Raw genomic sequence first — 23,012 nt, 5'->3', positions numbered from 1 at the left:
TTGCACTTGATTTGACAATTGGGGTATTTTTTATTTTTCAAAATTATTTTTTATTGATCCAAGTTATGACCACTCAGCCGCGGCACAGCGGCACTCTTGGGTAAAATGATGCTGACAAGAAACGCGACCAGGAGTGCCCTGATCGCGCGATTTGATTTTACTTTGTTCGTGATGCGCTGGCTTCGGTCTCATCCTCGGCTTCACGAGCCAGTGACTCGACCAACAAGCCATCGTGCATGAGAAATAACGTCTCTTGAATCGCTGCCCACTCACTCATCATCATCGATTCCCCCCAGTAAATTTAGGACCTAGTTGCCAGTACCGCTGACGTAGCGGTTCCCCGTGTCTGCTGATCATTCACCATTTGCTGCGTCAGCGCATGTGCCCGAACCAGCAACGCATAATCATCTGCCAGCATATAATCCGACCCATGCGTATCCGCCCACGCGATACCTTCGATCAAAATGCGAATCGCGCGTTCTGGCTGGCTTTGCATAAGACAGCTACGTGCGTATTGATTAAAGACCATGCCGAGATTCTGACTATTGTCCACCAATCGATGCTCACGAATGATAGTCAGTGCGCGCTCAAAGCCAGCATAATTCGGCTGATTCGTGGTAATCGCCGCTGTCAGGTAATTTTCAACTGAAAAGAGTAGCACTTCGAGCGTCCGATAACGCTGCGGGTGTTGCGGCATCATCATGGTCAGTGCAGTCCGAATACTCTGCAACGCGGCGGTCGCGTCATGCGTTACCTGATAAACTGCGCAACCGTAGTAGTAATAATACGTTTTTAGATCTTCATCGGTTGTCAAAACTTGGAGACGGTCTGGACGCTCCATATAGGCCTTCAGGTCGGTGTACCGCTGCTGGTCGTATAATCGATGAACCTTATCGCTAAACGACGGTAGCCGGCGAATAGGGTAGTTCTCCCTAAGCATCTGCTTGTGCGGCAAGCACAGTCGCTCACACAATTTGGCCAGCAAGTTTGCATCGGGGAGATCAATCCCCTTTTCAATATTACCGATCATGGTTTGCGCACATAGCCCCGCGGCGAGTGCTTGCTGGGAAAGTCCCAGGGCTTGGCGGTGAGCTTTTAGGTTATTTCCCAATACCGTCAGTGCCGTCGCAAAGTCAATGATGGTCGTTGCCATGGCCTCTCCATTCCCCTTCCACTTTCTCCAAACCGGTCTAACCAATCGATGTTGTTTTGAGCTTACCAGACAGCGACACTAAAGTAAACACATTTAACTATATACAATTATTTAAATAATTTAAATTACTTTCTTTATATAATTGGCTTTATATCAAGGATTCTTAACCACCCTAATCTATTGGCGTCTAACCTTATTTTGCAGTAAATCGCCATCATATTTAGTCGTATATTCTTGCTAAGCATGGGTTAATTGGATAAATAAAACCGCTCAGCCTAAGCCAAGCGGTTTCTGTTACCTATTCTATTTAACTTTGACGTTTGAACCAGTTCAAGCTGAGCAAGCTCAAACCAATAACACCAGCAAGCGTTGCCCACCAACCGGATGATTGTTGCTCACCCGTTTGCGGCAAAGTAGTTGTCTGGCTCTGTTGCTTAGCTGCCGGTTGCCCGAGTTGCGTTGCTCGCGCCTGTTTGTCCGTCTTAGCGAAGACTACCGTTGCAGGACCATTGGCCTTCGTTGCAGTTCCTTTGGTGGCCTTAACCGCAGCTGCTTTAGCAACGACTTTGGTGGTCTTCTTAGTCGGATTAGCTTTAGCGGCGGCACTACCATCAATCGTCGCACCATCCCCACCAGTTACAACATCGCCGGCATCATCGGTATCGGTAGCAGTATCAGTATCCGGCACCACTGGATCAGTCGTGTTATCAACGTCTGGGGTCGTTGGATTAGTCGTATTCCCCGTATCAGTCCCGGGGTTCGTCGGCGTCGTTGGCTTAGGCGTCGTCTTTTGCCAAACGTAAGTCCCGGCCATCGTGGCGCCATCGTAAGCGGCCATCAACTCAGCGGCCGTGTAGGTTGGCCCATTCGGCTTGTCGACTGTCCCTGTGCCCACAAACTGCCAGAGACCGGTGTAGTCGTCGGAAGGGGTGATTTCAGGAATAGCCATCGTCCACTCTGGATAGCCCTGCGTGTACATCGAATTATTCGGTCCTAAGGTCAGTTGCTTCAACCCCGTCATTCCATAAACTTGATGATAAACGCCCGTACCGGCCAAATTCGTCAGGTCCAGACTACTAAGCTTTACGTCATTCTCGAACATCGACGAAACATTCCCCGTTAGATTCCAACCGGTTAAGTTGATATCCGTCAAGTTGTACATATTACCGAATAGATCAATCGCCTGGATGTCTGGCTTAATCTTCCAGTTACTAAGATCCAGCGATGTGAAGCCTGTACCATTGAAGGTATCAGACATCATATTGACCTTGCTAGTATCCCAATTTTCAGTATCAAGAGACGTCAGCACCCTATCGCCTTCAAACATGGCGGAAATGTTTACCGATGTCTTGCCCAAACTACTTCCCATTTTGACACTTGTCAGGTGCATATAGTTTTCACCGCCAAGTGAAAATTCTGGTGCAGCATTTGGGCCCTGGAACATGGCCAGCGTATTATTAACTTTGCTCATGTCCCAACTGCTAAGGTCAATGTTCTTCAGTGCATAGTTGAAAGCAAACATACTGTCCATAACATCAACTTTAGAGGCGTCGACATTCGCCAACCCCTCATAGGATTGAACCTTGGTCCATTCATAAAATAAGTGCGAACATTTCCAAGGCAAGACCACGCCGCTATCGAAAATAACCTTCGTGACATTCCCTTTAACCGCGTCCATTTCGCTACTAGTTCCGAGCGTCCCCGCCTTAATCGTAATAATACCCTGGTCATCCATACTCCAAGGACTTGTACCCCAAGTTCCAGTCTGAACGGCTGGCACCGTAGCTTCCTTTAGTAAATTCCCTTTATTACTGGGTGTCGGCACTTCAGGTGCTGGGGCTGTTTTAGGTGCTGGGGGAGTCTTCTCTCTAGTTACTCTTGTTGGTGACGTCACTACACCTGGTGTTTTAGCTGGTCCTTCAGGCGCCCCAGTGGTATCGTTTTCATTTCCGCCATTTTGAACAGGCTTACCGTCGATTCCCCCATTGTCACCTTGTCCTTCAGCCGCAGAGTCATCTTTTTCAGTTCCCTCTGCTGTATCATTCTCTTCGGGCGTACCAGCTGGCGCAGGCGTATCGCCTTTTTGTGAATCATTGAGCTTCTGCTCATTGCTATTAATGTCGTTAGCTGTCGGTGCAACTTTATTATTTTCTACACCCGGATTGTCATCTGACCCTGGTACTACATCCGCTTGCGCCGTGTCAATCTGGTACCCCACACCAGCAATAACACCTAAGATCGCTAAAGTAGTCAACTTTTGTTTTGATTTATTCCCCAACTTATTAATCATGACGCTACCCCTTTCATGTGTAACACATCTCAATATCTGTCTAAAGCCAGTATAGGACACATTCGCCAATATGTCTATACGGCAGAACAATTAACACTAATTTTCATTTCTATGAGAATTGATGAAATAAAATAAAAGTATAACCGATAAACAATTCGGTTGTGTAAGCCAGCTTACAAATCATTAGTGCGACGCGTTTTACCGCTATTAGGCTCACCATCTACCTCCGTTTAACAGGTGATTCCAAACTAACCTCTGGTAGATAATCCACGAAAAAGAGGGAACTTACCAGTTGGTAAATTCCCTTTACGATTATTCTTTCATTCTATTTTCAATTCACGTCAACTACTACTCAATTAAACCACCGCAGCGGTCCCTTATAGCGACTGATTCACCACTCACGACGCCACCACCGCCAACTCAATACTGCTAGTAATATGCCACTCAAGATTACTCGCCAGTTATCGCTTTTCTCCCCAGTTGCGGGTAAAGTTTGCTTTCGCTGACTCTTAGTTTTGCTGGCAGCTACAGCAGTGATAGCACCACGTCTCTTCTGTCGTTGCGCAACCTTTTTTCGTTGCTCCTTAGGCTTCACTAAACTCTGATTAGCCGTCCCTCCCGAAACCACGTCACCACTCCCACCGGTTTCAACCGCTTCGACTGGCTTCTCTGGATCAACCTGCGGCACTGGTGTTGGTGTTGGCGTTGGCGTCGGTGTTGGTGTTGGTGTTGGTGTTGGTGTTGGTGTCGGCGTCGGTGTCGGTGTCGGTGTCGGTGTCGGTGTTACCACTGCGTTCTTCTCAAATAACAAAATTACATTTTGACTGCCCTCGCCATATTTTCCAGGTAATCCTACGCCGAGTTTAAAAGTATACCCTGCTAAGCTATCCGCCATGCCTTCCATAAACTGCTCAAGTCGATAGGCCGTTCCCGACTCACCCTCAAACGTCTCCGATGGATGGAGCTCACGCCCAGTTGATTGCTCCAAGTACCGGACCCGTACCGTCTGAAGTCTACGATACAGCAGCTTTAAAATTTGCGGTTCCAGCGTGAATACGCCTTGCGTTGGTAGCGGTGAATCCCGATGAAGCCGATAACCGGTAATCTTCGGTGCAACAATTGGAAAATGCGTGCCAATTTTCCCCGTCTGAATCCGATCTGGAATCAGCCTATTGCCCCAATCATCTTCGGCTCGTATAGTCACACTTCCTAAATCAGCGGTCGACTTCAAATAATATAAGATCACATTTTGTGGGAATTGCTGAAATATTCCAGTCAAAGGCTCATCAGCTCGCTGATAGCGATAACCCGGAAAATCCGTTTTAATCGTAAAGGGTGCCCCCACTGCTCCTGGAATAGACTGCGGTTGTCTAAGCTCTTTATGAGTAACCAAGTCACGATAATAGACAACAACGGGCGCCGCCGGGACTTCCCGCACATACGTCCCCGCCATCGACGGCGTATAGTGTTCCTCCAAGGCTTTAGCCGTTAACACGGCTCCCTGCGGATGATCAACCGTTCCCGCTCCCACAGCGTGCCAACGATCGGTATCGTGTTGCACCAAATCATCTTCAGAAGACGCATCGAGTCCAACCGTAAATTTATTGGCATCCTGCAATAAATTTTGGGGCCCCAAACGTAGGATATGTAGATTCGGCATACGTCCCAACATCAGCTCCACACGACCTTTGCTCCAATACGTTATATTATCATGGTAGTCCAAATGGGTCATATCGAATCCCGACAGATCAAGCGTCTTTGCCCGTGCCAGGTAAAAAAGCTTTTGAAAACTAGTCGCATGCGATGTCTGCCAACCACTAACGTTAATATTCTCGGCAGAACTGGCCGCAAATAATTGTTCAAAATTTTCGACATTCCGCACGTCCCATCGATGAAGGTCAAGCGACCTGGCCCCAGTCTGTGCGAGCATCTGATCCATCTTCTTCACGTGGCTAACGTCCCAATTTTCCAGTGGCAACTTTTCTGCTAGAACTTGACGGAACATCAACGACATATCCGTTACGTTTCCCGTTTGCCAATTACCAATATTTAGGGTCTCCAGATCATGGCAGTTTCGAAACATCGCCGCCATCGTCGTCACGTGACTCACATCCCATCGCCGTAAGTCTAACGTCTCCAATCCCGTATGCTCAAAGGTATCGTCCATTCTAGTAACGTGACTGGTATCCCACTCATCCCCCAGTTGCAGTCTTTTTAACGCGGAGGTTTCCGCAAACATGTCTGCCATCGTCGTCACGTTCCGCGTCTGCCAACCCCGTAAGTCCAGATCCGTTAAATTACTCATCCCAAAAAACATACCTGACAGATCATCTACCTTGGTGACCGACCAACTTCTCAAGTCTAGCGATCGTACGCCACAATAAGTAAATAATGATCGCGCCCACTTCAATTGTGGTGTCTCCCAGCTCTCAACGTGTAGTTCCTGAAGCGAATTCGTCCAGGCAAAAGCCTCCGGCATCGACGTGACTTGTCGCACATCCCAACTTCGAAGATCCAATGCCTTCAAGGATTCGTCAAACTGAAACATATACCCCATATTCGTCACCCGGCTGGTATCCACTAAATCTGCACCGCTAAATCGCTGCAGCTGCTTCAATCCCGAAAACAACTCGTAACTTTCCGCTGGAAGAACCACTTTTCCAGTAAACTGAATCTCTATAATCTGCTTAGCATACTGCCGCCAACTGCCATTATTCGCAAAATTGCCGGCACCAATCTTCAAGACCCCATCCTGTAAGGTCCACTCACAGGTCCCCGTGTTTCCAGTAATAGCTTGCTTGTCATCCGCTGACGCATTCGTTGTCGTGACTTTATCATTTATAGTTTCCGCTTGTATCGGTGATGACCACATCATCAATCCCGTTGCTGCTAAACCAACAATCATACTTACTTTCAGTACAGATATGCCACAAGAATGGTTACGGGACTTTCCAGATATTTTCAAAGTTTTTCTCCTCCAACTATCGTCATCGTAGAAATGTCATGGTCTAGACCAAGTATACCCGGCGTAAAAATAAAAAGCCATTAAAATCATTTACAAATTAAATTATATTCACGGTAACCTTTACTATAAAAAACTAGCCATTACCCCAAAAGGTAATGGCTAGTTCCACAATTATTTAGTTTAAGCTTCCGGTGCATCGGAGTCCGGCGTCACTGGCGTTGTGTCGGTTGCGGGAACGTCACCGTCCGTCGCTTCACCGTCACTCTCAGTGCTGTCATCTTCCTTATCAACCTTGGCCATCGTGGCCACGGCGGTATCATCGCCCAGCCGAATCAGGTGCACCCCTAAGGTTGCCCGACCCGTCTCGGAGACGTCACTACCGTTGAAGCGAATCATGACACCCTTGTTGGTGACTAACATCAGATCCTCATCACCATCCAGGGTCGTCAATCCAGCTAATGGCCCGTTCTTCTCGGTCACATTGACGGTCTTGATACCCTTACCGCCACGTCCCTTGATTGGGTATTCGCTGGCTGGCGTTTGCTTCCCATAACCCTTTTCGGAAATGACAAACACCCGACTGTCCGGCTTGAGGACACTGGCACCGATCACGTAATCACTCTCACGTAACCGAATCCCGCGAACCCCAGTTGCCGACCGGCCCATTGACCGCACGTCCTTAGCTGCAAAGCTAACGGCGTAACCCAGATGAGTTCCGATGATCATGTTGGCATCACCATTGATGATATCGACATCGATCAATTCGTCGTCATCCTTCAGGTTAATGGCCTTTAGACCATTGCTCCGGATATTGGCAAATTCATCAACCGGTGTCCGCTTGACCGTCCCTTGAACTGTCGTGAAGAAGATGTCGCGTTCGGCATTTTCCCCCGGATTAGCCACGTTAATCACGGCCTGCACATGCTCGTTATTGTTGATACCAAGCAAGTTAATGACCGGAATTCCCTTGGCCGTCCGCCCGTATTCAGGGATTTCATACCCCTTCATCCGGTAGACCTTCCCGGTGTTAGTGAAGAACAGGAGCATGTCATGCGTGGACGTTGCCACGAGGTGTTCGATGAAGTCATCTTCATGGACACCCATGCCTTGAACCCCTTTACCACCACGGTTTTGGGCCTTAAATTCGGACGTTGGTAACCGCTTGATGTAGCCGTTGTGAGTCAATGAGACCACGACGTCTTCTTCGGCAATTAAATCTTCGTCTTCTAGACTCAAGACTTCACCGACCATCAATTCAGTCCGCCGATCGTCACCGAACTTGTTTTGAATTTCCATCAATTCGTCATAAATAATGCTCTGTTGGCGTTCCTTGGATGCCAAGATTTCCTTGTAATCCTTGATGTTCGCCATGACATCGTTGTATTCCTTCTCGACCTTTTCCCGTTCCAAACCGGTCAGACGAACCAGTCGCATGTCCAAGATGGCTTGCGATTGCTTATCTGACAGACTGTAACGCGTCATCAATTCATTCTTCGCCACTTCAGCGGTCTGTGACTGCCGAATAATGGTGATGATTTCATCGATATGATCGAGGGCGATCCGCAACCCTTCCAGGATGTGGGCCCGAGCTTCTGCCTTCCGTAATTCGAAGGCCGTCCGTCGTTGAATAACCTCTAACTGGAAATCCAAGTAATACTGCAAGATGGCCTTTAAGCCCAGTACCTTAGGCGCACCCTTGACGATAGCCAACATGTTGATCCCAAACGAGGTCTGCATGAGAGTCATCTTATACAGGTTATTCAAAATTACTTCGGCACTGGCGTCACGCCGGACGTCAATGACGATTCGCATCCCTGTCCGGTCGGTTTCATCGTTGACATCCGTAATGCCTTCGATTCGCTTATCCCGAGCCAGCTCAGCGATCCGTTCGATCAGCTTCGCCTTGTTGACCATGTAAGGAATTTCCGTGGCCACAATGCGTTGCTTCCCGTTCTTTTCTTCTTCGATATCGACTTTCGCCCGCAAGGTAATGGTGCCCTTCCCGGTCTCGTAAGCCCGACGAATAGCAGCCTTTCCCATGACGATCCCACCGGTTGGAAAGTCGGGGCCTGGTAAGACCTCCATCAACTCAGCCAGACTGGCATCAGGGTTCTTCATCAAGATATGCAGGGCGCTGATTACTTCCGTCAAGTTATGTGGCGGAATGTTCGTTGCCATCCCCACGGCAATCCCAGAAGCCCCGTTAACTAACAGGTTCGGGAATCGTGAAGGGAGCACAACGGGTTCGCGTTCGGACCCATCATAGTTATCTTGAAAATCAATCGTATCTTTATTAATGTCTCGCAGCATTTCCATCGCGATCTTACTCAACCGCGCTTCGGTATACCGCATGGCAGCGGCCCCGTCACCATCGACAGAACCAAAGTTCCCGTGACCGTCCACTAACATGTAGCGGTACGAGAAGTCTTGAGCCATCCGTACCATGGATTCGTACACGGCAGAATCACCATGTGGATGGTATTTCCCGAGGACGTCCCCGACCATCCGGGCAGATTTCCGGAATGGCTTATCAGGGGTAATCCCGAGTTCGTGCATATCGTATAGGATTCGACGGTGGACTGGCTTCAAGCCATCCCGCACATCTGGTAACGCCCGTTGCACAATCACACTCATCGCGTAATCCAAGAAGGATGTTCGCATGGTTTGTGAAAGGTCAACGTCGGTAATCCGACCTATATTGTAATCTTGATCAGCCAAATTTTTACCCTCCGTTCTTCACTAAACATCCAACTCGGCGAAGGTGGCATTGTCCTCGATAAATTCCCGTCGAGGCGCAACCTTGTCCCCCATCAACATGCTAAACACTTGGTCAGCGTTGATGGCATCCTGAGCATCGACCCGTAAGAGCCGCCGGTTTTCCGGCTTCATGGTCGTGTCCCAGAGCTGTTCGGCATCCATTTCACCAAGCCCCTTGTACCGTTGAATCTGAGGCTTTGGTGCGGGTGGCAATTGCCCTAATAATTCTTTCAATTCATCATCGGAATCCAGATAGCGTTGCATCTTCCCTTGCCGAACCCGATACAGGGGTGGGCAGGCGATATACACGTAACCAGCATCCAACAATGGCCGCATATAGCGGTAGATCAACGTCAATAACAGCGTCCGAATATGGGCACCATCGACATCGGCATCGGTCATGATAATTAATTTGTGATAGTTAGCCTTCGACACGTCAAAGTCGGAACCAAAGCCCGTCCCCATGGCGGTAAACATGGAACGAATTTCTTCGTTCGCCAGAATCCGATCCATAGAAGCTTTTTCGACGTTCAAAATCTTCCCTCGAATTGGCAGAATGGCTTGGGTCAACCGCGACCGGCCCTGCTTAGCAGAACCACCGGCGGAATCCCCTTCGACAATGAACAATTCGGAAATGGCAGGATCCTTAGACGTGTTATCGGCTAATTTCCCAGGCAGATTGGAGATTTCCAACCCACTCTTCTTCCGCGTCACTTCTCGAGCACGCTTAGCAGCGACCCGCGCCTTAGAAGCCAACGTCCCCTTGTCCACAACCTTGCGGGCAATATCGGGATGTTCCATCAAGTAACGCATGAAGTGATCAGCAAACGTGTGATCCACGGCGGTCCGGGCATCGGAGTTTCCTAACTTAGTCTTGGTCTGACCTTCAAATTGAGGATCCGGATGCTTCACGGAAACCACAGCGGTCATGCCTTCACGAACGTCATCCCCGGTCAGGTTAGGCTCGTTATCCTTCATCAGTTTGTTTTGCCGAGCGTAATCATTCACGACCCGGGTCAACGCACGTTTGAACCCTTCTTCATGAGTCCCACCTTCGTAGGTGTGGATGTTGTTGGTAAACGTCAACAGGTTGTTGTGGTAGTCGTCCGTGTATTGCAGGGCCACTTCCACGGTAATCCCGTTTTCTTCACCTTCAACGTAGATTGGTGGTTCGAATAAAGTTGTTTTATTTTCGTTTAAATAGTCAACGTAGTGGCGAATCCCACCTTCATAGTGGAAATCATCCTCGGTTGGTGTTTCTGGGCGTTCATCACGAATCGTGATCCGCAAGCCCTTGTTCAGGAAGGCCAGTTCACGGACCCGGGTCGTCAACGTCTTGATATCAAACGTCGTCGTTTCCCGGAAAATGTCTGGATCTGGCAAGAAGTGCACGATGGTTCCGTGACGGTCTGGGTCCAGGCCCTCTTCCATCACGTACATAGGCTTATTGACGTGACCACGTTTAAAGGTAATCCCGTAACGCTTGCCACCCCGAATAACCTGAACCTCCAGGTGGGTTGACAAGGCGTTAACAACGGACGCACCAACCCCGTGAAGACCCCCGGAGACCTTGTATCCGCCACCGCCGAATTTACCCCCGGCATGCAGGATGGTATAAACCGTCTCCAAAGCGGGCTTCCCCGTTTTCTGTTGAATGTCGACAGGAATCCCACGACCGTTATCAGAAACAGTAATACTGTTATCTTTTTCGACCGTAACATGAATAGAATCCGCAAAACCAGCTAAGGCTTCATCGATCCCGTTATCCACAATTTCCCAAACCAAGTGATGAAGACCTTGGGCACTGGTCGAGCCAATGTACATCCCGGGCCGTTTCCGGACCGCTTCGAGGCCTTCTAGGACCTGGATTTGGCTGGCATCATATTCTCTGGCTTGTTCTGCCTTGGTTTCGTGTTCTTTATCAGCCACTGCTTAATCCTCCTTTGTTGCCGGATCGCCACTGGGGGCAGATCCATCCGCCACCACTGTCCCGTTTGCCACGTGAAAAATGATCGGGTCCTTAATCAGCTGGCGGGTAATCCCGCTCAGACTGGTGGTGGTAATAAACGTCTGTACTTTATCTTGGATGGCCTTCAGCAGATGCGTCTGTCGGGCATCATCCAATTCAGAAAGGACATCATCAAGTAACAAGACCGGATATTCCCCGGTCTCTTCTTTCATCAGATCAATCTCAGCAAGCTTGACGCTTAACGCCGTGGTCCGCTGCTGACCCTGGGAACCGAACGTCTGCACGTTCTTTCCATTGACCCGAAAATGCAGATCATCTCGGTGCGGCCCCACCAGAGTCGTTCCCCGGTAGAGCTCCTTGTCCTGATGGTCCTTGTAGAGCTGCGTCAACGCCGCACAAATGGTGTCCGGGTCCGTCAATTGGTCCTCTGGCACCTGGGTCGCATAGTGAAACGTCAGCTCTTCTTTTTGCTGGGAGATCTCGGCGTGAATCGCCTGCGCCCAGTGCTCCAGCTTATGTAACATCCGCAGCCGCTGGGCAATGATCTCCGCACCATACGCGGCCAGTTGGTCGGATAAGACCGACAAAAACAACAGGTCACGATTTTGCTTGTGCTGTAAATCCTTGAGGTAGCGGTTCCGCTGTTTTAACAGCGTCCGATACTGACTCAAGTTATACAGGTAGCGCGGATTCATCTGGCCAAACTCCATGTCCATAAAACGCCGCCGAACAGTCGGCGCGCCTTTGACAATGGCGAGATCTTCCGGTGCAAACAAAATCACATTGAGCTGGCCGATATATTGTGACAGTCGTGCCTGCTCAAGGTGATTCACTTTGGCGCGCTTACCTTGACGCGAGAACGTTAATTCTAAGGGCACCGACCCCACCGCTTTCACAACTCGTCCGCTAACCTTCGCCGTTTTGGCTTCCCAGTTAACGAGGTCGTGGTCGTTGGCAGTTCGGTGACTACGCGTCAACGCAAGAACGTAGATTGCCTCTAATAGATTGGTCTTGCCCTGCGCATTCTCTCCCAATAAAACGTTGATCCCAGGTCCTAACTTGAGATCAGCACTGGGATAATTCCGAAAATGCTGCAGCTGCAGTTCTTGCAAATACATTATTCACCCTGCTTTGAGCGTATAAAAAATAATCCTGTACCAGGTACTTCCACTGTATCGCCAGGATACAGCTTGCGGCCCCGCCGGTTGTCCGGCTCGTCGTTGATATTAACGGTGTTTTCCCGCAAATACCACTTGGCTTGACCGCCAGTACTGATAATGGATTCTTCTTTGAGTAACTGGCCTAAAGTAATGTAGGGCGTCTCAATGAAAACTTCTTTTTTCACAATTTCACCCCTCTATATTCTTCTATTATATTATACCGCATTTTAGGGAAAAGTACAGTTTAACTGCTTGATTTTTGCGTTCTCAGCCGATTTAAGCCCTTCCTGATATTTTTGATAAAAAACCGGTAAATTTGCTCTAATCAAAAAATAGCGGCCTTTTAACGATTTTTTTGTTTTTTCAGGACTTTTTTCAGGCTTTCTTGAAAGTTGTTGAAAATCACGAAGCATATGCGCACGCAAGTAACGAATTTCACGTGGAAATTCGAGATAACTTGGCGATATTTTCAGAAATCAGGTTGGCCTAGGGCTTAGCTGGATATTTCAAGTGGTTTTTCGGGGCGTGATCCCTTTTCCGCTCCGTTGTGTGCTAATACTTTTACTTGTTCGGAGCCTTCTCCTAATTGCATATTACCGAAACATGCTCCACAAGACAGCCTCTAATCGCCTTGTTCCGCACTCTTTTTTATCAAAAAAGTGCCACCCCCTTTTGAGGTGACACTCCGTTAGCTTTTAAATTTAGAACGTCCGTACCGGCGTGATCAACTGAATGAAGTTGCTGGTATCTTCCGTTGGGACCAATGTGAATGGCCGCAATGCTGATGTAAAGGCTACGCGGATCGTCGTCTGACCGAACGACCGTAAGGCATCCTTCATGTAGTCTGGGTTAAAGGAAATTTCGAGATCATCCCCGGTAATTTCCTTAGGGTCCAAGGCTTCTTCAACGTTCCCGACATCTGGAGAATTACTGAAGATGGTAACTTGGTTGTCCGCTGGCGTCAAAGTCAGCTTAACCACGTTGTTCCGCGATTCGTGAGACAACAGTGAGGCCCGTTCAACGGCCGCCAATAATTCTGGCGCTTCGAATTCTACCGTGGTTGAGGCTTCCTTGGGAATCAACCGAGACGTATCTGGGTAATTTCCTTCCAGTAATCGTGAATAGAATGACGTGTCCCCTAGTAGGAACAATACCTGGTTTTCGGAGAATTGCATCTTCACATCACTGTCATCGTCGCCGATCATCCGAGAAAGTTCAGTCAAACTCTTTCCGGGAATGATGACGTCAAAGGCCGCACTACTTGGTGTAGGTAACTCAATCTGGCGTTGTGACAACCGGTGACTGTCCGTGGCGACCGCCAAGAACTGGTTGTCCGCCAACACAAAGTGAACCCCAGTTAAGATTGGCCGACTTTCTTGGTTGGATACGGCGATAACTGTTTGGCTGATCAGTTCCTTGAAGACGGCACCAGACAGGACCACGGAATCAGCGGCGTCAACTTCTGGCAAGTGTGGATAGTTGTTGGCATCTTGCCCGTTGATATTAAATGCTGCTGACCCGGACGTAATTTCCGTTTGGAAGGCGTCTTTGACTGTCACCGTCATCGTTTGTTCAGGCAAACGCTTAACAATTTCACTGAAGAACCGCGCCGTTAGCACGATGGCTCCTGGTTCGTCAACGGTTAGCCCAATGTCGGGATCGTCCGCACGAATTAAAGATTCGATTGAAATGTCAGCGTTAGAACCAGTCAGTAAGAGGCCCGCATCACTAGCAACGATCTTGATCCCAGTTAAAATGGGAATTGTGGTCTTAGACGAAATGGCCCGTGACACATTGTTGAGTTCCTTAATGAAGGCCGCCCGGTTAATGGAAAATTTCATAAGATTAGACACTCCTTTTTAGTGGTGCGTAGTTTACTTAATTAAAAGAAAAAGACAGTAGCCGTAGTAGAGCAGTGTATTCTGTGGATAACTTGACGAAAGGACTTGTGTTACTAGGTTTTCCACCTGTGGATAACTTGTGGAAAACTTTAATGCTTTGTCATTTTTATCCACACGCTCCGTCAGCTCTACATCTATCATACCCTAGTTGGTCACAAAAAAACCGTCACGAGTCTGCTAACTTTGTCGCGCTGACTCGGACGGTTTCGTCCTAGCGCCGTAATTCATCTTTCAGATTGTCGATGTCTTTTTGTAATTCAACATCGGTCTTCAGTGAATCCTGGATTTTGTCGTAGGCGTGAATGACCGTGGTGTGATCCTTGCCGCCGAATTCGTTTCCGATGCGTGGAAGTGATGCTTCCGTCAGTTCACGCGACAGGTACATGGCAATTTGCCGTGGCATGACGATAGCTTGCTTGCGTTTCTTCCCCTTTAAATCCTTGAGAGAAACGTGGAAGTAGTTGGCGACACGGTCCTGAATGACCGGAATCGTAATGGCATCCGTGGCATTGGCGAGGTTGAGGCTCTTAAGTGCCTCAGCAGCCAGGTCAGTCGTGATTGGTTGGTGCATCAACTGATGATAGGCTTGGACGCGGGCCAATGCGCCCTCAAGTTCGCGCACGTTAGAGTCGATTTGCCCAGCGATGTAACTCAAGGTGTCGTCGGGGATATCGATCTGATCGGCGTCGGCTTTATTGCGGAGAATGGCGATTCGTGTTTCCAGGTCCGGTGGTGTGATGTCGACCGATAAGCCCCAAGCGAACCGCGAAACGAGGCGATCCTGTAGCTTAGGAATCTCGTTGGGTAGTCGATCGGAAGTCAGCACGATCTGTTTCTCATCATCATAAAGTGCATTAAATGTATGGAAGAACTCTTCTTGGGTTCCTTCCTTATTAGCGAAGAACTGAATATCATCGACCAGTAGCAGATCAACGTTACGATACTCCTGACGGAACTGCTCCTGCGTCCGGGTTTGAATCGCATTGATAAAGTCATTCGTGAAGGCTTCGCTAGTGACGTACTTGACCTTGGTGTCCGGGCGATCTTCGAGCATTTTATTGCCGATCGCATGCATCAAGTGGGTTTTACCAAGGCCCACGCCACCGTAGAAGAACAGCGGATTATACATCACGCCGGGTTCTTCGGAGACAACCAAGGCCGCTGCGTGGGCCATTTGGTTGCCTTTTCCGATGACGAAAGTGTCAAAAGTGTAGCGGGAGTTCAGCGCGGTTTCCTTCATGAAAGTTGGTGTTGGTTCAGCAGTGGCCGGTTCCTCGGGGGTCGCGGTCTTTGCTTTACGTGTCGCCTGTTGTTGGCGTTCGCTTTCGATGATCAAAATCGGCTGAATATCTTCGTGAGCGGCTTGGTATGCGTATTCTACCAATTGCTGGTCCAGGTGTTGATGGGTCCAGTAATCACGATGCAGGGGTGACGGGAGTTCCAACGTCAATTTATTGCCATCTAAGGCAATCGGCTTGGCAGTTTCGATCCAAGTCTTGTAGGTCGTTGGTGTGTTATTTTCCTCGAATAACTCCTTGATATCAGTCCATAAAGTTACCATATCTGGCACTGATGTATCCCCCTATTAATTATTTAGATAGTCATTTCCCATTTGGGCGTAAGACCCCCAAACGAAAACGTAAGTCCAGTGTAGCATGAAGAAAAAAAGTTTTCCACAGGGTATTTTGAACTGTGAATAATTGTTTCACAGAAAGTGGATAGAGTTATCCACAGAGAGTCTAAAACCTGTGGAAAGTTTTTGTTAATTTAAGTTATGCACAGCCTTCTGTGGAATGAGAACAGAGTAGTATCAAGTGTTTCACAAGTTATCCACAGAATCCACTGAACCCAGAAAACTAAAATAAACAGGCTGTGGAACGGTGGACAACTGGGTGGGAAAGTCCGGAAAAACTTTTTAACAATTTTAGAGTTATCCACAGTCAAAGTGCATGAAACAAATTTCGCCGGGGAGAACTTTTTTATGGAAATTCAAAGTTCCTATTTCCATTCGGCGAAATTTATGCTAATATGTTCAGGAAATGCATTTAGTATTTGTCTGGCTTCACCAGATAAAAAATAGTCATAGTTAAGAGAGGAGATTTTACGATGAAGCGCACTTTCCAACCAAAGAAACGTCACCGTTCACGTGTCCACGGCTTCCGCAAGCGTATGAGCACTAGCAATGGCCGTCAAGTTTTAGCACGTCGCCGTCAAAAGGGACGTAAAGTATTGTCTGCATAGGCCGCTGATGGTTCAGTGGTCTTTTTATTTTATCTGCGAGAAGACTGGGACCCTAATCTCTCGCGGACTGTTCAACAAATCGTTGAGAATTTTGGAGATGCACCATGCGAAAATCTTACCGCATTAAGAAAGAAGCGGAATTCCAGCAGGTCTTTGAAACCAGAAATTCGGTCGCAAACCGGCAATTTGTGGTGTATTCAATGGAAAAACCTGATCAATTACATTTTCGAGTTGGCATTTCGGTCGGTAAGAAAATTGGGAACGCGGTCCACCGTAATTGGGTGAAGCGCCGGATTCGGCAGAGTCTACTCGAGTTGAAGCCCTACCTCCAGCAGGATGTGGACTTTCTCGTAATTGCTCGGCCCCGGGCGGACGGCATTTCCATGACTGATGCGAAGAGCAGCCTGATTCATGTTTTGAAACTGGCGAAACTACTGGATTCCAACTATAGCGAGGAATAAAAGTGAAAAAGTACAAACGTACCCTACTTATGCTAGGTATTGTGAGCTTAGTCTTTATCCTTTCCGCTTGTAGCAACGCACCAATCACCAATCAAAGTACCGGGATTTGGGACGGCTGGATCGTTCTGAACTTCTCCCGGGCAATTATTGGGTTGGCCAACATGTTCGGCGGGAGCTACGGTGTCGGGATTATCATCTTTACCATTATCGTGCGGATTATCTTACTCCCACTGATGATCTTCCAAACCCGCAGCATGCGGAAGACGCAAGACTTACAGCCACAATTAAAAGCCTTACAGAAGAAATACTCCTCAAAAGATCGCGAAACGATGCAAAAGATGCAGGCCGAACAGCAAAAGCTGTATTCGGAAGCGGGCGTTCACCCCATGTTGGGTTGCCTTCCTGCTGTGGTTCAGTTGCCAATCATCTGGGCCTTGTATCAAGCTATCTGGCGGACGGCCGTTCTGCGGTCTGGGAGCTTCCTGTGGTTGCAATTGGGCCACAAAGACCCGTATTTCATCCTGCCTGTCTTGGCCGCTGTTGCCACGCTGATTAGTTCGTGGTTAAGCACCAAGTCAATGCCAGAGTCCAATTCAATGAGCACCATGATGATCGTCGGGATGCCGGTAGTGGTCTTCTTCACTGCCCTGAACGTGCCATCATCACTGTCCTTGTACTGGACGATTTCGTACGTGTTCCAAGTTGGCCAAACCTTGCTAATTCAAAATCCGTGGAAGATTCAAGCGGAACGCGATGCCAAGGAAAAGGAAAAGAACGAACACGAACGCGCGGTCAAGAAAGCAATCCGCCGTGCAAAGCAAAGCAAACGCAAGTAAACAAGTTAGCATAAATGCATTTTATCGGCGCAGGACTTCGGTTCTGTGCTTTTTTTGTGCAGAGAGTGGAGCAAACCGTTTAGACTCTGAGCATTAGGGAGCTAAGGGGCTTCTGTTCGGCCTCGCCGGACAGGAGTCACTTAGCTTTCTAAGCGCAGGAGTCTGGTTTGCGGAACTCGTTTCAGAGGCCGCATATTTCCGAACATAACGGGCGAGAGAAAGTCCGATGATTTAGACTAGAGTAATCATCAACGCTAGTACCGAGCAGGAGGCCTTAGATTTCTAAGCGGAAGAGTCTGCCCTGCATAACTCGTTTCCAAGACCACATATTTTCTAATTTTTGGGTGTGAGAAAGCCTGACATCCTAAGCCACAGTAGCCCCCCCGACAAGCATTCCGACCAGTCCAATTCTCAGCCACTAAAAATTACCGCTACACTAACTACTAATGTAATTTCCGCCAAAAAAGTCGCACTGATTCTGGCATCTTAATAGATTCTTAGGGTCTCCGCCCTGCTAATCATTTTCAGGCTGAATTACGGGGTGCGGTGCGAGCATTATGGTATACTGAATTTTAGCGAAAAAGACATGGAGGAATGGACGATGACAATCTACACGGGCAAAACGGAAGAGGCAGCGATTGCGGCGGGGTTAACCGCGCTCAACAGTCGCCGCGACCAAGTGGTAATTAAGGTGGTCGCCACTCCGCGAAAGGGTTGGCTGGGAATCGGCCGACGCGAGGCCATGGTGGACATTGTCCTAAAGACGGTTGCGGAAGCTTCATCCGCTGCGCCGGTGCCGGAATCGTCAGCGGCAGTGGTGCGTTCAACGGAACCAACTAGTTCGGCAGCCGCTTCAGTAGCACCAGTGGCTGCCGAAACAGCTACTGATGCACCGTCAGCGTCGTCCGAGCCCACAGTGACCCCGCAGGAGCGTCGTAAGCGTCGTGAGGCAGCCATCGAAGCGGTTCAGGACTATTTGGCAACCATCGTAGAACAACTCGGCATAGACGCTACGATAGACGCTGAAGCGGGTGCTCACCGTCAAGTTCGCCTGGTCTTTACCACGGATAAGGAAGGATTATTGATTGGTAAGCATGGCCGGACAATCAATGCGTTGCAGAGTTTGGCGCAATTATTTTTGAACCACCACGGCGCTGCGCACGTTGAGCTGGAGCTGGACGTGGCGAATTACCGTGAACGCCGGGCAGCTACGTTGAGCCGCTTGGCGGAGAGTACGGCGCGCGAAGTTGTCGCGACTGGGAAGCCAATCTATTTGGACCCAATGCCGTCGTTTGAGCGGAAGCAGATTCACGCGGTCTTGTCGAAGAACCGCTACGTCACGACGTACTCTGCGGGGAAGGAACCCCATCGGGCGGTCGTCATCGAACCAGCATAAGTTTCGTTTGACAAACGCGCCGTTACCCCTTATAGTGAAGACAATCATTCTTATCAAGTTTACGATAAAGTAGTGAAAGTACTTTATCCACGCACAGTTAGGTGGCGTGGAGTAGGTGCTTTTTTTTATGGCGTTAAATGATACGCCCGGGGTGAGCGCTTGCATCAGTAGACGATTTGGCACAGTTCCTCGTTACGAAAAGTGAAGCTTGATTAAGACAATTCAGACAGCAGTAAACATAAGAAGGAGGATGGCTCATGACAGTCACCACAACAGAATTTGATACGATTGCGGCAATCTCGACGCCGCCTGGTGAAGGTGGAATTTCAATTATTCGGTTAAGCGGTGAGGAAGTCTTTGCCGTTGCCAGCAAGCTCTTTAAGGGCGCAGATTTGACGAAGGTTGGCACCCACACGATTCATTACGGTCACATCATTGACCCCGAAAATGGGGAAGAAGTGGACGAGGTTATGGTTACTGTGATGCGGGCTCCTAAGACCTACACCAAAGAAGATATTATTGAAATTAACTGTCACGGGGGGATCGTGGCGACGAACCGGATTCTCCAGTTGTGCCTGAGCTATGGCGCTCGGTTGGCCGAACCCGGCGAGTATACCAAGCGGGCCTTCTTGAATGGCCGAATTGATTTGACCCAGGCGGAATCCGTCATGGATCTGATTCGGGCCAAGACCGATAAGTCGATGAAGGTTGCGTTGAATCAATTAGACGGTGATTTGTCGAAATTGATCAGAAATCTTCGCCAAGACATCCTGGATGCGCTGGCCCAGGTCGAAGTCAATATCGATTATCCCGAGTACGATGACGTGGAAACGATGACGACTAAGATGCTGCTGGAAAAGGCCCAAGAGGTCAAGCAGCAGATTAAGACGTTGTTGGCGACTGCTAAACAGGGGAAAGTTCTGCGTGAAGGTCTTGCCACGGCGATTGTCGGGCGGCCAAACGTGGGGAAGAGTAGCTTGTTGAATCACTTGCTCCACGAAGACAAGGCAATCGTGACCGACGTTGCGGGAACCACGCGTGACGTGATTGAAGAATACGTCAACGTCAAAGGGGTTCCCTTGAAACTGATTGACACGGCTGGTATTCGCGATACGACGGATAAGGTCGAAAAGATTGGGGTCGAACGGTCACGGAAAGCAATCAACACGGCTGATTTGGTCATGCTGGTCTTGAACGCCAGTGAGGCCTTGACGACCGAGGATAAACAGTTGTTGGACGCTACGGCCGACACGCAACGGATCCTGATTTTAAACAAGACGGATCTGCCACAGAAGCTAGATCTGCCAGCGTTGAAGCAGGCGGCTGGGGACAGTCCAATCATCGAGACGTCCATCCTACAGAGTGCGGGATTGGATAAGTTGGAAGAAACCATCGCCCATCTCTTCTTTGATGAGGGAATCGAATCCAGTCAGAACACTGTGATGGTTACCAACGCCCGGCATATCGGGCTGTTGCACCAAGCCAGTGACGCCTTAGACGATGTCATGCACGGGATTGCTGCGGGGATGCCCGTGGATCTGGTGCAGATCGACATGACGCGGGCCTGGGACTTACTCGGTGAGATTACCGGGGATAGCTACCAAGACGAGCTGCTCGATCAGCTGTTTAGTCAATTCTGTTTAGGAAAATAACGTTAAATTCAAACCACAAAGAGACCGCTTGACCGCCGCTACGACGATTGGGCATGGAGGGAAAGAACCATGACTGAAGTAATTGAATATCCGGGACAGGACTTCGACGTTATCGTTGTCGGAGCCGGTCATGCCGGTAGTGAAGCGGCGCTGGCCGCAGCCCGGATGGGCAACAAGACCTTACTGATGACGATCAACCTGGATATGGTGGCATTTATGCCATGTAACCCATCCGTTGGGGGCCCAGCTAAGGGGATCGTCGTCCGTGAAATTGACGCCCTGGGTGGCGAAATGGGACGTAACATCGACAAGACCTACGTTCAGATGCGGATGCTCAACACCGGGAAGGGCCCGGCCGTCCGTGCCTTACGCGCCCAAGCCGACAAGCACGCCTACCATGCTGAAATGAAGCACACCATCGAACGAGAACCTAATTTGACTTTGCGTCAGGGAATCGTGGATGATTTGATCGTGGAAGACGGCGCCTGCAAAGGGGTCATCACCAACACCGGTGCGCGTTACCGGGCCAAGGCCGTTGTCATTGCGGCTGGAACTGCAGCGCGAGGCAAGATCATCATCGGTGAGTTGATGTACTCTTCTGGTCCTAACAACTCTCAACCAGCCAACAAGCTGACGGCCAACCTGCCTAAGTATGGTTTTGATCTGGAACGCTTTAAGACTGGGACGCCACCACGGGTCGATGGGAACACGATTCACTACGACGAGACTGAGGAACAACCTGGGGACAAGGAGCCGAACCACTTTAGCTTCACGACGCCAGATAGCGCCTACCTTGATCTCAAGAACCAACTGTCTTGCTGGCTGACTTACACGAACCAAAAGACGCATGAGATCATCAAGGCTAACCTCAACCGCGCCCCAATGTTTACGGGTGTTATTGAGGGTGTCGGTCCGCGTTACTGTCCATCGATCGAAGACAAGATCGTCCGGTTTGCCGACAAGCCACGTCACCAGCTCTTCCTGGAACCAGAAGGCCGGAACACCGATGAATGGTACGTTCAGGGGCTTTCAACCTCCATGCCAGAAGAAGTGCAACAGAAGATCTTGCATTCGATTCAGGGTCTCGAAGACGCACAAATGATGCGGCCAGGCTACGCCATCGAATACGATGTCGTTGCGCCTTACCAATTGCGGCCAACCCTGGAAACTAAGCCATTGAAGAACCTGTTTACAGCAGGCCAAACCAATGGGACTTCCGGTTATGAAGAAGCCGCTGGTCAAGGCTTGTTAGCCGGAATCAACGCCGGTTTGCGGGCACTGGGCAAGCCTGGGTTCACGTTGAAGCGTTCCGATGCTTACATCGGCGTCATGGTCGATGATTTGGTGACCAAGGGAACCAAGGAACCTTACCGTCTGTTGACGAGTCGGGCCGAATACCGCTTGATCTTGCGCCACGACAACGCCGATTTGCGTTTGACGGCCAAGGGGCATGAATTGGGCCTGATCAGCGACGAACGCTACGATGATTTCTTAGCCAAGAAGGCCGCCTTACAGGCTGAAATTGACCGGTTGAACAGCATCCGGATCAAGCCGAACGACGCCATCAACGCCTTCATCGAGAGCCACGGTGACAAGCCGTTGCAAGACGGTGTATTAGCCGCAGTCTTCCTGCGTCGGCCATACGTGGACTACCAGACGTTGCTACAGTTCATTCCAGCGCCAGAACAACCGGTGGACCGGCACATCGTGGAAGAAATTGAGATCTCGCTGAAGTACGCCGGCTACATCAAGAAGGCGGAAGCCAACGTGGCGAAGTTAAAGCGGATGGAAGCCAAGGCAATTCCTGCCAACATCGATTACGATGCAATTGACGGGCTGGCAACGGAAGCGCACCAAAAGTTAAAGAAGATCCAACCGGAAACGGTGGCACAAGCTAGTCGGATCAGTGGGGTCAACCCAGCTGATATCGCGATCCTGAGTGTGTATATCGAACAGGGGAAGATTGCAAAAGTGAAGTAGCAGACGTTTCGACAATATTTAGTTTTGAAGATAGTAAAGGGGACTGCGACAGTTATATTGCGGTCCCCTTTTTTGTTATCATTTTATTAGTTATTAATAATTATCATTTGATTAATAACAGAGATACAGAACCTTTACATGTTCTTTGCATAAACCACACACAGGCTTGCTAAGCTAAATGATGTAGTGAGATAACTGGGCACCGCTTAATCGGTTTGATGGCAGGCTAACTTCACCGCTTAGGGTGGTTA

16 protein-coding genes are annotated in these 23,012 nt (G+C 49.3%); 6 read left to right on the top strand and 10 right to left on the bottom strand.

Going from position 1 to position 23,012, the window contains the following annotated elements:
* Positions 1-157 precede the first annotated feature (157 nt).
* From FD07_RS12720 to dnaA, 10 genes are all read right to left on the bottom strand, one after another.
* Complete coding sequence (locus FD07_RS12720) at positions 158-280, bottom strand: hypothetical protein (RefSeq protein ID WP_258420766.1); 123 nt, start codon at positions 278-280, stop codon at positions 158-160.
* Between the two features lie 21 nt (positions 281-301).
* Positions 302-1,153: a helix-turn-helix domain-containing protein gene (locus FD07_RS03165; protein WP_020090495.1), complete on the bottom strand. Its 852-nt coding sequence runs from the start codon at positions 1,151-1,153 to the stop codon at positions 302-304.
* 307 nt (positions 1,154-1,460) lie between these two features.
* A complete protein-coding gene (locus tag FD07_RS03160) occupies positions 1,461-3,443 on the bottom strand; it encodes a BspA family leucine-rich repeat surface protein (protein WP_020090496.1) in 1,983 nt (660 codons plus the stop codon).
* A 391-nt stretch (positions 3,444-3,834) separates the two neighbouring features.
* Positions 3,835-6,348, bottom strand: coding sequence for a BspA family leucine-rich repeat surface protein (locus FD07_RS03155; protein ID WP_156403279.1), 2,514 nt, complete (start codon positions 6,346-6,348; stop codon positions 3,835-3,837).
* Positions 6,349-6,588: 240 nt separating this feature from the next.
* Complete coding sequence (gene gyrA, locus FD07_RS03150; RefSeq protein WP_020088833.1) at positions 6,589-9,126, bottom strand: DNA gyrase subunit A; 2,538 nt, start codon at positions 9,124-9,126, stop codon at positions 6,589-6,591.
* Positions 9,127-9,147: 21 nt separating this feature from the next.
* Entirely contained in the window at positions 9,148-11,094 is a 1,947-nt protein-coding gene (gene gyrB / locus FD07_RS03145) for a DNA topoisomerase (ATP-hydrolyzing) subunit B (protein WP_020088834.1), read from the bottom strand.
* A 3-nt stretch (positions 11,095-11,097) separates the two neighbouring features.
* Positions 11,098-12,252, bottom strand: a complete 1,155-nt coding sequence (gene recF, locus FD07_RS03140; RefSeq protein WP_020088835.1) for a DNA replication/repair protein RecF — start codon at positions 12,250-12,252, stop codon at positions 11,098-11,100.
* Positions 12,252-12,479 (bottom strand): S4 domain-containing protein YaaA, encoded by a 228-nt coding sequence (yaaA, locus tag FD07_RS03135; protein WP_020088836.1) that lies wholly within the window; start codon positions 12,477-12,479, stop codon positions 12,252-12,254. Before yaaA ends, recF begins: the two co-directional genes overlap by 1 nt.
* A 516-nt stretch (positions 12,480-12,995) precedes the next feature.
* A complete protein-coding gene (gene dnaN / locus FD07_RS03130; RefSeq protein WP_020088837.1) occupies positions 12,996-14,135 on the bottom strand; it encodes a DNA polymerase III subunit beta in 1,140 nt (379 codons plus the stop codon).
* Positions 14,136-14,406: 271 nt separating this feature from the next.
* Positions 14,407-15,765 (bottom strand): chromosomal replication initiator protein DnaA, encoded by a 1,359-nt coding sequence (gene dnaA, locus FD07_RS03125; protein WP_020088838.1) that lies wholly within the window; start codon positions 15,763-15,765, stop codon positions 14,407-14,409.
* A 536-nt stretch (positions 15,766-16,301) separates the two neighbouring features.
* On the opposite strand from dnaA, the gene rpmH reads away from it, so the two are divergent.
* From rpmH to mnmG, 6 genes are all read left to right on the top strand, one after another.
* On the top strand, positions 16,302-16,436 hold the full coding sequence (gene rpmH / locus FD07_RS12095; RefSeq protein ID WP_081624573.1) for a 50S ribosomal protein L34: 135 nt from the start codon (positions 16,302-16,304) through the stop codon (positions 16,434-16,436).
* 104 nt (positions 16,437-16,540) lie between these two features.
* Positions 16,541-16,897, top strand: coding sequence for a ribonuclease P protein component (gene rnpA, locus FD07_RS03120; RefSeq protein WP_020088839.1), 357 nt, complete (start codon positions 16,541-16,543; stop codon positions 16,895-16,897).
* Positions 16,898-16,899: 2 nt separating this feature from the next.
* Entirely contained in the window at positions 16,900-17,733 is an 834-nt protein-coding gene (yidC, locus tag FD07_RS03115; protein WP_027825919.1) for a membrane protein insertase YidC, read from the top strand.
* Between the two features lie 601 nt (positions 17,734-18,334).
* Entirely contained in the window at positions 18,335-19,129 is a 795-nt protein-coding gene (gene jag, locus FD07_RS03110; RefSeq protein WP_020088841.1) for an RNA-binding cell elongation regulator Jag/EloR, read from the top strand.
* A 257-nt stretch (positions 19,130-19,386) separates the two neighbouring features.
* Positions 19,387-20,781 (top strand): tRNA uridine-5-carboxymethylaminomethyl(34) synthesis GTPase MnmE, encoded by a 1,395-nt coding sequence (gene mnmE, locus FD07_RS03105; protein ID WP_020088842.1) that lies wholly within the window; start codon positions 19,387-19,389, stop codon positions 20,779-20,781.
* Positions 20,782-20,850: 69 nt separating this feature from the next.
* Complete coding sequence (gene mnmG, locus FD07_RS03100) at positions 20,851-22,761, top strand: tRNA uridine-5-carboxymethylaminomethyl(34) synthesis enzyme MnmG (RefSeq protein ID WP_020088843.1); 1,911 nt, start codon at positions 20,851-20,853, stop codon at positions 22,759-22,761.
* Positions 22,762-23,012: the final 251 nt, after the last annotated feature.

Origin of the sequence: Levilactobacillus parabrevis ATCC 53295 (assembly GCF_001434055.1) — a bacterium.
Lineage (GTDB): Bacteria > Bacillota > Bacilli > Lactobacillales > Lactobacillaceae > Levilactobacillus > Levilactobacillus parabrevis.
Note: the sequence above shows the minus strand (reverse complement) of the source record. Positions and strands in the feature narration are given on the sequence as shown.

Bases quoted from the DNA above. Each gene is read 5' to 3' on its own strand.
- FD07_RS12720 (WP_258420766.1), bottom strand. From the start codon at position 280: ATGATGAGTGAGTGGGCAGCGATTCAAGAGACGTTATTTCTCATGCAC.
- FD07_RS03165 (WP_020090495.1), bottom strand. From the start codon at position 1,153: ATGGCAACGACCATCATTGACTTTGCGACGGCACTGACGGTATTGGGA.
- FD07_RS03160 (WP_020090496.1), bottom strand. From the start codon at position 3,443: ATGATTAATAAGTTGGGGAATAAATCAAAACAAAAGTTGACTACTTTA.
- FD07_RS03155 (WP_156403279.1), bottom strand. From the start codon at position 6,348: ATGATTGTTGGTTTAGCAGCAACGGGATTGATGATGTGGTCATCACCG.
- recF (WP_020088835.1), bottom strand. From the start codon at position 12,252: ATGTATTTGCAAGAACTGCAGCTGCAGCATTTTCGGAATTATCCCAGT.
- dnaN (WP_020088837.1), bottom strand. From the start codon at position 14,135: ATGAAATTTTCCATTAACCGGGCGGCCTTCATTAAGGAACTCAACAAT.
- rpmH (WP_081624573.1), top strand. From the start codon at position 16,302: ATGAAGCGCACTTTCCAACCAAAGAAACGTCACCGTTCACGTGTCCAC.
- rnpA (WP_020088839.1), top strand. From the start codon at position 16,541: ATGCGAAAATCTTACCGCATTAAGAAAGAAGCGGAATTCCAGCAGGTC.
- jag (WP_020088841.1), top strand. From the start codon at position 18,335: ATGACAATCTACACGGGCAAAACGGAAGAGGCAGCGATTGCGGCGGGG.
- mnmE (WP_020088842.1), top strand. From the start codon at position 19,387: ATGACAGTCACCACAACAGAATTTGATACGATTGCGGCAATCTCGACG.
- mnmG (WP_020088843.1), top strand. From the start codon at position 20,851: ATGACTGAAGTAATTGAATATCCGGGACAGGACTTCGACGTTATCGTT.